Here is a 12,787-nt window from a genome sequence, read left to right as displayed (position 1 = left end):
AAGCGGAGATAAGAGTTGAATTGTGGCGGGAGAAATACGCCCGGCAAATGTTATCGCGCCGCGAGCGGCAGCGCGCTCGTCTCCTTCAACACATCGAGCACGACTTCCGAGCGCACGCGATCAACCGATTCATGCGGCAGCAACACGTCGTTCACGAGCTGCGAAAGGTCTTTTAGACCTCCAACCGCGACCTTCAGGAGATAGTCGGCTTCGCCGGTGAGCGCATAGGCTTCGAGGATCGCCGGCGTCAGGCGCACGAGATCGCGGAAGCGCCTGGCGTTGTCGCGCGAATGGGTCGCGAGCGCGACATGGATGAAGACCGTGGTGCCGACCCCGACAGCTTCGGGATCGAGCAACGCGCGATAGCCGCGGATCACGCCGGCCTGCTCCAGGGCCTGCCGGCGGCGCGACACCTGCGACGGCGAGAGGCCGATCGCCTCCGACGCCTCGGCGTTGGTCGCGGCGCCATCCTCCTGCAGATGCGCCAAGAGGCGCAGATCAGTCGCGTCGAGAATGATTTGTTCGTGCGCCATAACGGAAGATTCCGCACAGAATATGCGAACTATAGCCCATAGACTACCAGATTGCACGCATTTTGCGCCACTTCGGGCATATCCTTTGCGCCAGACTCGGAATTCTGGAGACGACCATGGGACCCTTCCCGCATGATGCCCCGCCGGCGACCATCAGCCCGGAGAATCCGGCCGGAACGGACGGCTTCGAATTCGTCGAGTTCGCTCATCCCGAGCCGCAGAAACTCGCCGAGCTTTTCGCCCGCATGGGCTACAAGGCGGTCGCGAAGCACCGGACGAAGGACATCACGGTCTGGCGGCAGGGCGACATCAACTACATCGTCAACGCCGAGCCCGGCTCGCATGCGATGAATTTTGTCGCCGAGCATGGTCCCTGCGCTCCCTCGATGGCGTGGCGCGTCGTCAACGCCAAACATGCGCTCGATCATGCGGTGTCGAAAGGCGCGACGCCTTATGCCGGCGACGGCAAATGCATCGACGCGCCCGCGATCGTCGGCATCGGCGGGTCGCTGCTTTATTTCATCGAGACCTATGGCGAGAAGGGTTCAGCCTATGACGCCGAATTCGACTGGATCGGCGAACGCAATGCCAAGCCTGCAGGCGTCGGCTTCTATTATCTCGATCACCTCACCCACAACGTCTATCGCGGCAACATGGACAAATGGTGGGATTTTTATCGCGACCTCTTCGGCTTCAAGCAGATTCATTTCTTCGATATCGACGGCAAGATCACGGGGCTTGTGAGCCGCGCGATCACGTCGCCCTGCGGCAAGATCCGCATCCCGCTCAACGAGTCGAAGGACGAGACCAGCCAGATCGCCGAATATCTCAAGAAGTATAAGGGCGAAGGCATCCAGCACATCGCCGTCGGCACCGACGGGATCTATGACGCGACCGACAAACTCGCTGCCAACGGCCTGAAATTCATGCCGGGCCCGCCGGACACCTACTATGAGATGTCGCAGGCGCGCGTAAACGGCCATGACGAGCCGCTCGCCCGCATGAAGAAACACGGTATCCTGATCGATGGCGAAGGCGTGGTCGATGGCGGCATGACGAAGATCCTGCTGCAGATCTTCTCGAAGACCGTGATCGGGCCGATCTTCTTCGAGTTCATCCAACGCAAGGGCGACGAAGGATTCGGCGAGGGCAATTTCCGCGCCCTCTTCGAATCGATCGAGCAGGATCAGATCAGGCGCGGCGTGCTGAAGCCGGCGGCGTAATCAAATTGCGCGTCATCCCGGGCGCATCGCAGCACGGCAGTGGTGCGATGCAGACCCGGGACCTTGAGCCGATAGAAGCTCATCCCGATAAGGTCCCGGGTCTGCGTTGCATCATTTCATGCCGCAGCGCGCCCGGGACGGCGATCCGGAAAATCCGCAGGTAATGGTTCTGAAGAGTTTCGCGAAACGCTCGGCTCAGCGATCAAACAATCCTGACCTCGTCGCCCGGTTTCACGACCCCTCCGTTCAGCACCTCGGCATAGACGCCGCAGTCGGTGTGCTCGAATGTTCGCATCAGCGCGCGCGGAATGAACAGGTCGCGCAGGCCCGTGGCGGGGTCGACATTGGTCGCAGCGCAACGCTCGGTGCGCTTGAGAATCCTGAGCTTCACATCGCTCCCGATCGCAAGCGTCGCATCGACAAGGTCGAGCTCGCTGCGCGCCGCCATGCCCTCGACATAGAGATTGCCGCGGAAACGCAGCGGATCGACCGGCGCGTCCACGATCGACTCGATCTCGGCGACGCTGGCGAGATTGATGAGCGAGACGAATCCCCGCCGCGAATCGGTGAAGCGATAGCCTGAGGGCGCGGTCAGCACCTTCGCCGGGCCGCGCAATTCGGACGGCATATAGCCTCCGAAGAACTGTTCAACCGCCTGTCGCCCCTCTGCGGTGGAAAGGTCGCCTTCGACGGCAGGCTTGCCTTCATACGCGATGCCGAGCGTCTGCGTCGCATCGTCGTAGCGCGTCTTGAGGCGCGCCAATGATTCATTGCGCATCAGCATGAGATATTTGATCTTCGGCTGATGCTCCGGATTCTTGGGATCAAAGCCGGACGGGCCGTTTTCGATGGCGTAGAGCCGGTCGCCGGGGAAATATGAACCGGCCTCAAGCCGCGCCTGAGGGAGAGGTTCGGGCGACAGTCCCTTGACGGGATAGCGATAGAGCGAAGCGATGCGCATGGCTGATGTGAACACCCCGCCCCTTTTCGTCAATGAGCCCGCACGAGACGCCGCTTGCGCGCTCCGGGCGGCGGGTATGTAGTCCATGCGCGGCGCCCGCTGACGCCGCCAACCGCTGGGGGTTAGGCCATGACCGACAGCATTCTGTATCATGAGGGGAGCCGCCGGCTCCAGGACGCTTTCGACAGCCGGCGCATTTCTGATCGCCTCGAAGAGAAGCTTGCGCGAAAAACCTTCACCGCCGACGACAAGACGTTCATTGAGAGCGTGATCTATTTCTTTCTCGCGACCGCGGATGAGAAGGGATCGCCGGATTGCTCCTTCAAGGGCGGACCAGCCGGATTCGTGCGCGTCACCGGCGATTCGGAAATCGCCTTTCCCGACTATGACGGCAACGGGATGTTCAAGAGCCTCGGCAATCTCTCCGTCAATCCCAATGTTGGATTGCTCTTCATCGACATGCATGAGCGACCGCGCCGCCTGCGCGTGAACGGCTCGGCGAACGTGAGCCGCGATGATCCGCTCCTCGGAGAAACTGTCGGCGCACAGATGATCATCCGCGTGACGGCGCGCGCCATCTTCCCCAACTGTCCGCGCTATATTCCGAAGCTGCAACTGCAGGAACCCTCCGTTTACATGCCGCAAGCCGGCTGCGAACCGGTTGAACCCGCCTGGAAGGGCTTCGACATGTTCAAGGATGCGATCCATCCGCGCCAGCCGACATGGAAAGGCTGATCAGCGCATCGCGACGACGCAAACAAAAACCCCCGCCCAGCTACTGGACGGAGGCCTTCGCTTGCGCCTCATCCTCCGGTTACATCCGCCGGTCGGGGGCGCAGGGGAAGCGTTGCTTTCGCGTCGCTTCCGAACTTGATGCGTTTCTATCGGGCGATTGTTACCAGATTATGACCTGAAGCGGACTTTCGCAGGATCGCGATCAGAATGGATTGTGACAGTGATGCGACTCACGCCGCAATCCAAAGTTTACTCGCGGTCGTCTAGATGTCGTCGCGATCGGCGAGATCATCTTCGCCACGCGAAAAACCTTCATGTCTTCCCTTCTGTCCAGATTTCTCCTGGTGATCCTTTTGCTCGGCGCGTTGTCTGTCGCGGGTATCGAGATGATCCGCAGGCAGCTCTCGCACATTCGCGAAGCCCAGCAGACGATCACCAAGCAAATCTATCCCGCGCGATTCGCGCTCGCGGAAGCGAAAGCATCGTCGGCGCGCATGGTGATCGACACCTATCGCAGCTTCATCATCTCCGATCGCCAGGAAGCGCTGCTCGCGAGCCGCAACGTCGCCAATGAGCATACGGTGATGAGCAACTGGCTCGACGACGCCGTTCGGCGCGCGCCTGAGCGAAAGGAGGACGTCGCGGGGATCAGGGCGAAAGCCCAGGCCCTGCGCGATCTGTCCGGGCAAATCCGTCAAATGATCGACGAGGGGCGCAAGCAGGAGGGAAATCTTCTGCTCGAATTCCAGTTCGACGCCGCGATCGACGATCTCAACGCGCAACTTAACCGGCTCATCAATATCCTCGGCGGCGAAACCAGCCGCGAGGCGGAGGACGCGCTGACCGCCAAGGATGAAGGACTCCAGCAGCGTCTTCTGTTCGGCGCGGGTCTGATCGCCATCGCGTGCCTGGCGGCGCTATTATGGATCATCCTCGGGATCGCAAAGCCCTTGCGTCGTCTGACTGCGGTTCTCCGCGATGAAACCGCCTCCGCTGACGGGCTGGAGAGAGATATGCGGCGCAAGGACGAGATCGGCATGTTCGCGCGCGCGATCCGCACCTTCAAATCGAATCTTGCTGCGAAGGCCAATCTCGAAAGCGAGCAGGCGGCGTCGCGATCTCAGGCCAGAAAAGAACGTGAAGCGGCGCTGTCGGGCGTGGCCATGAGTTTCGAAAACGACGTGCTCGGCATCGTCGAGGCGCTCTCCTCCGCCGCGGAAGAATTGCAGCGCAACGCGGAGTCGATGAATCGGCTCTCATCGCGCACGGACGATCAATCACAGCGCGCCATCTCGACCTTGCAGGACACGCTCGGCGCGACGAGCACACTCGCCGCCGCGAGTGAGGAGATGTCAGCCTCGATCGCCGAGATCGATCGCCGCGCCACGGAGGGATCGCAAGCGACGCAACGCTCGGTCGCGGGCGCAGCAGAAGCTCAGGCGGAGATGGACCGCCTCGCCGCCTCAGTGCGGCGCATCGGCGAAGTCGTCGATCTCATCGCGCGCATCGCTGAGCAAACGAATCTGCTCGCGCTCAACGCCACGATCGAGGCCGCGCGGGCCGGCGCCGCCGGACGCGGCTTCGCCGTTGTCGCCAACGAAGTGAAGGCGCTTTCAGTCCAGACCGCGCAGGCGACGCAGGAAATCGCCGAGCAGATCAGCTCTCTCGAACAAGCGACCAGCGAAGTCGCCGGCGCAATCTCGACCATCTCGGACATGGTGCGGAACGTCGAGAACGTGTCGTCAGGCATCGCGCTCGCCACCACGCAGCAGAGTCAGGCGACGCGCGACATCGCAGCCAACGTCCAGCAGGTCACGCATCAGTCGAAAGCCGTGTACGACAGCGTCGCCGATGTCGCGCAATCCGCCGAGGAAGCGAACCGGCTGGCGGCGCAAGTGATCAAGGCCGCCAGCGATCTCGGCCTGCAGGCCCACCGTCTACAAAAGAACGCGGGCGATTTCGTCGCCCGCGTCCGCGCTGGATAATTAGTTCAGCCTCACGCCTTCCGGCCGCCGCTCCGTCCCGACCGCGACGTCGCCGATCATCAGGCCGGAAGGCCCGGCGATCACGCTGACGACTTCGCCGTCCTTGATGGTTCCCGAGAGAAGCATCTCGGCCAGCGGATCCTGCAGCGACTTCTGGATCGTGCGCTTCAGCGGCCGCGCGCCATAGGCGGGATCGTAGCCCTTTTCGGCGAGCCATTCGCGCGCCGAGGGATCGAGCGCGATCCTGATCTTGCGCTCATCCAGAAGCTTCTGGAGCCGCCTGATCTGGATGTCGACGATCGCGCCCATCTGCTCGCGCTTGAGCCGATGGAACAGGATGATCTCGTCCACGCGGTTGAGGAATTCCGGTCGGAAATGACCGCGCACGACCGTCATCACGTCGTCGCGCACCGCATCCGTATCCTGCCCCTCGGGCTGAATGACAAGAAACTCGCTGCCGAGATTGCTCGTCATGATCACAAGCACGTTGCGGAAGTCGACCGTGCGTCCCTGTCCATCCGTGAGGCGGCCGTCATCGAGCACCTGCAGCAAGACGTTGAAGACGTCGGGATGCGCTTTTTCGATCTCGTCGAACAGCACAACCTGATAAGGCCTGCGCCGCACTGCCTCTGTGAGCGCGCCGCCCTCGTCATAGCCGACATAGCCCGGAGGCGCGCCGATCAGCCGCGCGACGGAATGCTTCTCCATGTATTCGGACATGTCGAGGCGCACCATCGCCGTATCATCGTCGAACAGGAAGGACGCGAGCGCCTTCGTGAGCTCCGTCTTGCCGACGCCGGTCGGCCCAAGAAACATGAAGGAGCCGATCGGCCGGTTGGGATCCTGCAATCCGGCGCGAGCGCGACGCACCGCGGTCGAGACCGCGCGCACCGCCTCTTCCTGGCCGACGACGCGCTTGCCGATCTCCTCCTCCATGCGGAGGAGCTTGTCCTTCTCGCCTTCGAGCATGCGATCGACAGGCACGCCGGTCCAGCGCGAGACGATCTGCGCCACATGGTTCGGCGTCACCGCCTCCTCCATGAAGCCGCCGCCGCCTTTCTCTTCGATCGCAGCGAGCTGCTTTTCGAGCCCGGGGATCACGCCATAGGCGAGCTCGCCGGCGCGCTGATACTGGCCCTGGCGCTGCGCGATCGCGAGTTCGTTGCGAGCCTCATCGAGCTTCTTCTTAAGATCGGCGGCCTTTCCGAGCTTGTCCTTCTCGGACTGCCATTTCGCCGTCAGCTCGGCCGAACGCTGCTCGAGCTCGCCGAGCTCGCGCTGCAGATTCTTCAGCCGATCTTTCGACGCCGCATCGCTCTCCTTCTTCAGCGCTTCGGCCTCGATCTTCAGCCGCACGATCTCACGGTCGATCGAGTCGAGCTCTTCAGGCTTTGAGTCGACCTGCATGCGCAGGCGCGCCGACGCCTCGTCGACGAGATCGATGGCCTTATCAGGCAGGAAGCGGTCGGTGATGTAGCGGTTCGAAAGCGTCGCCGCGGAGACGAGCGCGGAATCCTGGATGCGGACGCCGTGATGCTGCTCGTACTTCTCCTTGAGACCGCGCAGAATCGAGACCGTGTCCTCGACGGTCGGCTCGCTCACGAACACAGGCTGAAAGCGCCGCGCCAGCGCGGCGTCCTTCTCCACATGCTTGCGGTATTCATCGAGCGTGGTCGCGCCGACGCAATGCAATTCGCCGCGCGCGAGCGCAGGCTTCAGGAGATTCGACGCGTCCATGGCGCCGTCCGCCTTGCCAGCGCCGACCAGCGTGTGCATTTCGTCGATGAAGAGGATGATCTGGCCGTCAGACGACATCACGTCGTTGAGTACGCCCTTCAGCCGCTCCTCGAACTCGCCGCGATATTTCGCGCCGGCGATCAGCGCGCCCATGTCGAGCGCGAGCAAGCGCTTCTCCTTGAGCGATTCCGGCACATCGCCATTGACGATGCGCAGCGCGAGACCTTCGACGATCGCTGTCTTGCCGACGCCGGGCTCGCCGATCAGCACGGGATTGTTCTTGGTGCGCCGCGACAGCACCTGGATTGTGCGGCGGATTTCTTCGTCGCGGCCAATCACGGGATCGACCTTGCCCGAACGCGCCGCCTCGGTGAGGTCGCGGGCGTATTTCTTCAACGCGTCATAGGCGTTCTCCGCCGAGGCGTTGTCGGCGGTGCGGCCCTTGCGCAGTTCGTTGATCGTCGCGTTGAGCGACTGCGCTGAGACGCCCGCCTTGGCGAGCGCGCGGCCGGCCTCCGTGTCCTTCTCGATCGCAAGCGCGAGCAGAAGCCGCTCGACGGTGACATAGGAGTCGCCCGCCTTTTGCGCGGCCTTCTCGGCGGCGTCGAACACGCGCGCCAGCGCCGGCGTGAGTTGCAGGCCGGCGTTGCCGCCGGAAACCTTGGGGATGCGCGCCACCGCCTGATCGGCGAGCTGCTGCGCGAGCTTCGAGTTGCCCCCGGCGCGGTCGATCAGACCAGCCGCCATGCCCTCGCTGTCGTCGAGCAGCGCCTTGAGCAGATGCTCGGCGGTGAACTGCTGCTGGTTTTCCCGGAGGGCGATCGTCTGGGCGGCCTGGACGAAGCCTCGCGCCCTCTCGGTGTATTTCTCGATATTCATTCTGACCTCGATCCCGTTATCCGGCCCCGTAGCGGCGCGGAAAACTGCTGGACACGGACGCCCTGATGGGCCGCCCGCCAGCCCGATGTGGGGAGAGAAACACATCGCTTCAAGGGTGGAATTGATCCAGATCGCTGTGCGCTGGCGCACGCCTGACGGGATGACGTCTGGCGCAGAGATAGGGTCAGGTCCAATATCTGCGTCCGCGCTGGCGCGTTGGGGGTCCCTTCATGCAGTTGCCTTTCAGTCCAGGCATTATTGTCCTGCTCGTTTTCATCATCTTCCTCTTTTTCCTCCTCTCGAGGATCGTGAGGCAGGTTCCGCAGGGCTACCATTGGACGATCGAACGCTTCGGCCGCTTCACCCGCACCCTGCATCCCGGTTTGAGCATCCTCGTTCCCTTCATCGACGCTGTCGGCAACAAGGTGAACATGATGGAGCAGGTGATCGACGTGCCTTCGCAGGAGGTCATCACCAAGGATAACGCCACGGTGCGCGTCGATGGCGTCACCTTCTTCCAGGTGATCGACGCCGCGCGCGCCTCCTACGAGGTGGCCAACCTGCAGCTCGCGCTCCTCAACCTCGTCATGACCAATATCCGTTCGGTCATGGGTTCGATGGATCTCGACCAGCTTCTCTCGCATCGCGACGAGATCAATGAGCGACTGTTGCGGGTGGTGGATTCCGCCGTGTCGCCCTGGGGCGTGAAGATGACGCGCATCGAGATCAAGGACATCGTGCCCCCCGCCGATCTGGTCGATTCGATGGCCCGCCAGATGAAGGCCGAACGCGAGAAGCGCGCACAGGTTCTGGAAGCCGAGGGCTTGCGCCAGTCAGCCGTGCTGAAAGCTGAAGGCATCAAGCAGTCGCTCGTGCTCGAAGCTGAAGGCCGGCGCGAAGCGGCGTTCCGCGACGCCGAGGCGCGCGAACGTTCGGCGGAAGCGGAAGCCAAGGCGACCGCGATGGTGTCGGACGCCATCGCCAAGGGCGACCGCGCCGCCGCGAATTTCCTCGTCGCGGAAAAATATGTCGAAGCCTTCGCCAAGATGGCGTCGTCGCCGAATCAGAAACTCGTCTTCATGCCGATGGAGGCGACAGCGCTCGTCTCGACGCTTGGCGGCATCGGCGAAATCGCCAGGGGCCTGTTCGGGCCCGACGCGCAGCCGCCGGGCTCGGTCCCGCGCGCCGGCGGACGTCAGGGCGGCGGCCAGCCAAGGCCGTTCGGCGACAATCCGAATAACTGATCGCAAAGGAGTTCTTCTATGCCTGCCCTCGGTCCCTATCTCTGGATCATCGGCGGTCTGGTCGTCTCAATCCTGGAGTTGTTCGCGCCCGGCGTTTACCTGCTGTGGTTCGGACTGGCCGGTGTCGCGGTGGGCGGCCTTGTTTGGTTCTGGCCGCTCGAATTCTTCGGCGAGCTCGTGGCGTTCGCGGGCTTTGCGATCGTCGCAGTGGCGCTTGGATATTTCCTGACCAAGCGCGCCACCGACAATGAAGGCGAGCAACCTTTCCTCAACCGGCGCGGCGAGCAGCTTGTCGGCCGCACGGTGACCTTGTCGAGCGGCATCGAGAACGGCGTCGGGCGGCTCTCTGTCGACGACACGATCTGGCGCGCCGAAGGCCCTGACATGCCGGCGGGATCGCGCGCGGTCATCACGGGCGTTTCCGGCACGACGCTGATGGTGAAGGCCGCCGCCTGATCACACGCCGCGCATCAGCGCGATCTTGTAGGGATAGAGCGTTCCCGTCATCACGCCGCCGAGGATGGCGGGATCATTGTCCATGATCACGCGCGCGGCGGCTTCATCCGCCGCCTCATAGATGCAGAGGCCCATGGTCTCAGGCCCCGTCGTCTGCGTGCGGCCAACGAGCACGACGACGCCCTTGTCAGTGAGATCCTTGAGATAGGCGAAATGCCGGCCGACGATCGCCTGCTCCTCGGGCGTCGGACCTGATATCAGCATCTCCGGCCGCGTCGCCTTCACGACGTAGAGAAATTGCTGCTTCTCCATCACGCTGCGCCTTCGCGCAGCAGATCGAGCACATGCACGAGCCCGACCGGCTTGCCGTTCTCAACGACGATCAGCGCGCCATGCTTGCGCGTCTGGATGATCTCCAGCGCATCGGCGAGCAGATCGTTCGGCGCGATTGTTGTCGGCGTCTTCGTCATGATCTCCTCGACGCGCCTGTCCGGGAGCCCGGCGCCGAGATGGCGTCGGAGATCGCCATCCGTGATGACGCCGGCAAGACGCCCGGCCTCGTCGGCCAAAATCACCGTGCCGAAACCCTTCGCCGACATCAGCGCGATCGCATCACGCATGAGCGAACCGACCGGCGCGATCGGCAGGCGATCTCCCGTATGCATGATCGTCGCGACAGTCTTCAACTGCGCGCCGAGCTTGCCGCCGGGATGGAAGACGCGGAAATCCTGCGCGGAGAAGCCGCGATGTTCGAGCAGCGCGATCGCAATCGCATCGCCGAGCGCAAGCTGCATCGTCGTCGATGTCGTGGGCGCAAGCCCGTTCGGACAGGCTTCGGTCGCCTTTGGCAGGGCGAGACAGACATCCGCTTCGCGGCCGAGCGCCGAATCGCCGTTCGACGTGATTGCGACCAGCAGCACATTGAAGCGCCGGGAATAGCGCACGAGATCGGCAAGCTCGGCCGTTTCGCCTGACCATGACAGCGCGATGATCGCGTCCTCGGGCTGGATCATGCCGAGATCGCCATGGCTCGCTTCGGCGGGATGGACGAAATGCGCGGGCGTGCCCGTCGAGGCGAGCGTCGCTGTCAGCTTGCGGCCGACATGGCCTGACTTGCCCATGCCGCTGACGATCACCCGGCCTTTGATCCGGCTCAGCCTGGCGATGGCGCTCTCGAATCGCGCGCCAAGCGGGCCGGTGAGCGCGGCGCGCAAAATCTCCAGCCCGTCGCGCTCCGTGGCGATGGTCGCGAGCGCTGAGCGGGTCGAGGGAGAAGGGGTCGTATCGGCGGCGGCGGTCTTCATGGCGAGCGCTTTATCACGGCCGGCGGCTCGCTGCGACCTCCCGGACCTCGCCCGTAACCCGCTGTTAACCACGCTCGTTTTTGATCCGTTAACCGATCCGCCGCGGACAGGCCGGGCTGATCGTAACGGAAACGGCATGGCCGGAAGGATCAAGCCCGAGCATCGGGGCCCGTCGCGGCCCTCCCGCGCGCTTGGCGCGGTCGGTCTCGGCTGCGCTCTCCTCACCTGGGAATCCGTCGCCTTCGGACAGGCGCTCGACCTGCCGACCATCCTGCGCCCCAGCGCCGTCACGCCGGAAGTGATCGACGGGCCCGATCCCGCACGGCCCCGACGCGCGCCGCGCGATCCCGAACTGCTGCCGCGCACGAAACTCGCCCCGCCGAATCCGACGCGCAAGCGCGTCCGTCACCTCGCTCCCGGCGCCGAGGCTTCGCAGCGCGTCCAGGCTGCGCCGCTGAAACGAATCAGCGCGCCCGCATTGACGCCTCCGCCGCCGCCGAAGCCGCCGAAGAAAATCGTCGAGAATGATCCTTACGCGCCGGCAGGCATCGCCTTCGAGAGCTTCACGATCCGGCCAGCGCTCGACGTCGATGTCGGCTACGATTCCAATCCGAATCGGCTCCGCAGCGGCGTGCAGGGTTCCGACTTCATCAAGCCCGGCGCGGAAGTGAAAATCGATTCCAACTGGTCGACGCACAGCTTCCAGGGCCTGCTTCGCGGCTCCTATTCGCGCTACACCGATCTTCAGTCGGCCAACCGGCCAGAAGCAGAAGCAAAGGGCGACTGGCGCTTCGCCGTGACACGTTCGACCGATGTGATTGCGCAGGGTCGATTCAAACTCGACACCCAGTCACCGCAGTCGACCAATCTGCCCTTCATCACCAGCGGCCGGCCGCTCACCTATCAATATGGCGGCACGCTTGGCGCTGAACATCGCATCAACCGTTTCAGCTTCACGCTGAGCGGCCTTGCTGATCGCTACACCTTCGATGACGCGAAGCTGCCCGATGGCTCGATCGTCACGCAGGGCGACCGCAACTACAATCAGGTCGGCGGAACGCTGCGCGTCGGCTACGAGGTGACGCCTGGAGTCAGGCCCTTCGTCGAAGGCAAGATCGACGAGCGGCTGCACGACCAACGCGCCGACTCAAGCGGCTTCCTCCGTAACTCGAAGGGCCTCGGCGGTCGCGTCGGCACCACGATCGACATCGCGCGCACCCTCGTCGGCGAAGCGTCGGTTGGCTATGAAACGCGGAAATATGACGATACCCGTCTCGCGGACCTGCGCGGCGTGATCGGCGACGCCTCCCTGATCTGGTCGGCGACGCCGCTCACCACCTTGGGGCTGCGCGCCCAGACGACGCTCGACGAAACCACGACGCCCGGCGTCTCCGGCGCGGTCACCCGCAAGGGCACGATCGAGATCGCGCACGCCTTCCTGCGCAATCTGACATTCACGGCGACCGGCAGCTTCCAGCGCAGCGAATATGACGGGTCGCCGCTCAGGGAGGACACGCTCTCCGGAACCGTGCGCCTCGACTACAAGCTCAGCCGCACGATCGCGGTGCGCGCGAGCTACACCCGCGAACATCTGAAATCCTCGGCGCCGGGCAGCGACTACACCGCCAACGTCTTCATGGTCGGCCTGAGATTGCAGCGGTAGATCACGCCGCATTTTGATTGAAACAATCAAAATGCGGGACCGTGACCGATTCCAGAAGTTTAGAGCA

At 63.5% G+C, this 12,787-nt stretch carries 11 protein-coding genes; 6 read left to right on the top strand and 5 right to left on the bottom strand.

From position 1 onward, the window contains the following. Nucleotides 1-50: 50 nt before the first annotated feature. Nucleotides 51-533: an Lrp/AsnC family transcriptional regulator gene (locus tag L8F45_RS00680; protein WP_342360968.1), complete on the bottom strand. Its 483-nt coding sequence runs from the start codon at nucleotides 531-533 to the stop codon at nucleotides 51-53. 116 nt (nucleotides 534-649) lie between these two features. Here L8F45_RS00680 and hppD point away from each other — a divergent pair, with 116 nt between their 5' ends. After that, nucleotides 650-1,756, top strand: a complete 1,107-nt coding sequence (hppD, locus tag L8F45_RS00675; RefSeq protein ID WP_342360967.1) for a 4-hydroxyphenylpyruvate dioxygenase — start codon at nucleotides 650-652, stop codon at nucleotides 1,754-1,756. A gap of 202 nt (nucleotides 1,757-1,958) precedes the next feature. Here the strand turns inward: hppD and L8F45_RS00670 are convergent, their stop codons facing one another. Next, the gene (locus L8F45_RS00670) at nucleotides 1,959-2,717 is read right to left on the bottom strand and encodes an MOSC domain-containing protein (RefSeq protein WP_342363591.1); all 759 of its coding nucleotides are present in this window, start codon (nucleotides 2,715-2,717) and stop codon (nucleotides 1,959-1,961) included. A 129-nt stretch (nucleotides 2,718-2,846) separates the two neighbouring features. On the opposite strand from L8F45_RS00670, the gene L8F45_RS00665 reads away from it, so the two are divergent. Both L8F45_RS00665 and L8F45_RS00660 read left to right on the top strand, forming a co-directional pair. Then, complete coding sequence (locus L8F45_RS00665; protein WP_342360966.1) at nucleotides 2,847-3,452, top strand: pyridoxamine 5'-phosphate oxidase family protein; 606 nt, start codon at nucleotides 2,847-2,849, stop codon at nucleotides 3,450-3,452. Between the two features lie 314 nt (nucleotides 3,453-3,766). Next, a complete protein-coding gene (locus tag L8F45_RS00660) occupies nucleotides 3,767-5,437 on the top strand; it encodes a methyl-accepting chemotaxis protein (protein ID WP_342360965.1) in 1,671 nt (556 codons plus the stop codon). Here L8F45_RS00660 and clpB read toward each other — a convergent pair whose 3' ends face one another. Beyond that, nucleotides 5,438-8,053 carry an ATP-dependent chaperone ClpB gene (gene clpB, locus L8F45_RS00655; RefSeq protein ID WP_342360964.1) on the bottom strand — a complete coding sequence of 872 codons (2,616 nt, stop codon included), beginning with the start codon at nucleotides 8,051-8,053 and terminating at the stop codon, nucleotides 5,438-5,440. 230 nt (nucleotides 8,054-8,283) lie between these two features. On the opposite strand from clpB, the gene L8F45_RS00650 reads away from it, so the two are divergent. Beyond that, a complete protein-coding gene (locus tag L8F45_RS00650) occupies nucleotides 8,284-9,297 on the top strand; it encodes an SPFH domain-containing protein (protein ID WP_342360963.1) in 1,014 nt (337 codons plus the stop codon). A gap of 18 nt (nucleotides 9,298-9,315) precedes the next feature. Next, complete coding sequence (locus L8F45_RS00645; protein WP_342360962.1) at nucleotides 9,316-9,753, top strand: NfeD family protein; 438 nt, start codon at nucleotides 9,316-9,318, stop codon at nucleotides 9,751-9,753. Here the strand turns inward: L8F45_RS00645 and L8F45_RS00640 are convergent, their stop codons facing one another. Together L8F45_RS00640 and L8F45_RS00635 are read right to left on the bottom strand one after the other, a co-directional pair. Then, a complete protein-coding gene (locus L8F45_RS00640; RefSeq protein WP_342360961.1) occupies nucleotides 9,754-10,065 on the bottom strand; it encodes a YciI family protein in 312 nt (103 codons plus the stop codon). Further along, complete coding sequence (locus tag L8F45_RS00635; RefSeq protein WP_342360960.1) at nucleotides 10,065-11,057, bottom strand: KpsF/GutQ family sugar-phosphate isomerase; 993 nt, start codon at nucleotides 11,055-11,057, stop codon at nucleotides 10,065-10,067. Before L8F45_RS00635 ends, L8F45_RS00640 begins: the two co-directional genes overlap by 1 nt. 136 nt (nucleotides 11,058-11,193) lie before the next feature. Here L8F45_RS00635 and L8F45_RS00630 point away from each other — a divergent pair, with 136 nt between their 5' ends. Next, nucleotides 11,194-12,720: an outer membrane beta-barrel protein gene (locus L8F45_RS00630; protein WP_342360959.1), complete on the top strand. Its 1,527-nt coding sequence runs from the start codon at nucleotides 11,194-11,196 to the stop codon at nucleotides 12,718-12,720. Nucleotides 12,721-12,787: the final 67 nt, after the last annotated feature.

Source organism: Terrirubrum flagellatum (assembly GCF_022059845.1).
GTDB lineage: Bacteria > Pseudomonadota > Alphaproteobacteria > Rhizobiales > Beijerinckiaceae > Terrirubrum > Terrirubrum flagellatum.
Note: the sequence above shows the minus strand (reverse complement) of the source record. Positions and strands in the feature narration are given on the sequence as shown.

What these genes read in the sequence shown, in the direction of transcription:
- L8F45_RS00630 (WP_342360959.1), top strand. Translation starts at nt 11,194, where the DNA reads ATGGCCGGAAGGATCAAGCCCGAGCATCGGGGCCCGTCGCGGCCCTCC.
- L8F45_RS00680 (WP_342360968.1), bottom strand. Translation starts at nt 533, where the DNA reads ATGGCGCACGAACAAATCATTCTCGACGCGACTGATCTGCGCCTCTTG.
- L8F45_RS00635 (WP_342360960.1), bottom strand. Translation starts at nt 11,057, where the DNA reads ATGAAGACCGCCGCCGCCGATACGACCCCTTCTCCCTCGACCCGCTCA.
- L8F45_RS00665 (WP_342360966.1), top strand. Translation starts at nt 2,847, where the DNA reads ATGACCGACAGCATTCTGTATCATGAGGGGAGCCGCCGGCTCCAGGAC.
- L8F45_RS00660 (WP_342360965.1), top strand. Translation starts at nt 3,767, where the DNA reads ATGTCTTCCCTTCTGTCCAGATTTCTCCTGGTGATCCTTTTGCTCGGC.
- L8F45_RS00645 (WP_342360962.1), top strand. Translation starts at nt 9,316, where the DNA reads ATGCCTGCCCTCGGTCCCTATCTCTGGATCATCGGCGGTCTGGTCGTC.
- L8F45_RS00650 (WP_342360963.1), top strand. Translation starts at nt 8,284, where the DNA reads ATGCAGTTGCCTTTCAGTCCAGGCATTATTGTCCTGCTCGTTTTCATC.
- L8F45_RS00670 (WP_342363591.1), bottom strand. Translation starts at nt 2,717, where the DNA reads ATGCGCATCGCTTCGCTCTATCGCTATCCCGTCAAGGGACTGTCGCCC.
- L8F45_RS00640 (WP_342360961.1), bottom strand. Translation starts at nt 10,065, where the DNA reads ATGGAGAAGCAGCAATTTCTCTACGTCGTGAAGGCGACGCGGCCGGAG.
- clpB (WP_342360964.1), bottom strand. Translation starts at nt 8,053, where the DNA reads ATGAATATCGAGAAATACACCGAGAGGGCGCGAGGCTTCGTCCAGGCC.
- hppD (WP_342360967.1), top strand. Translation starts at nt 650, where the DNA reads ATGGGACCCTTCCCGCATGATGCCCCGCCGGCGACCATCAGCCCGGAG.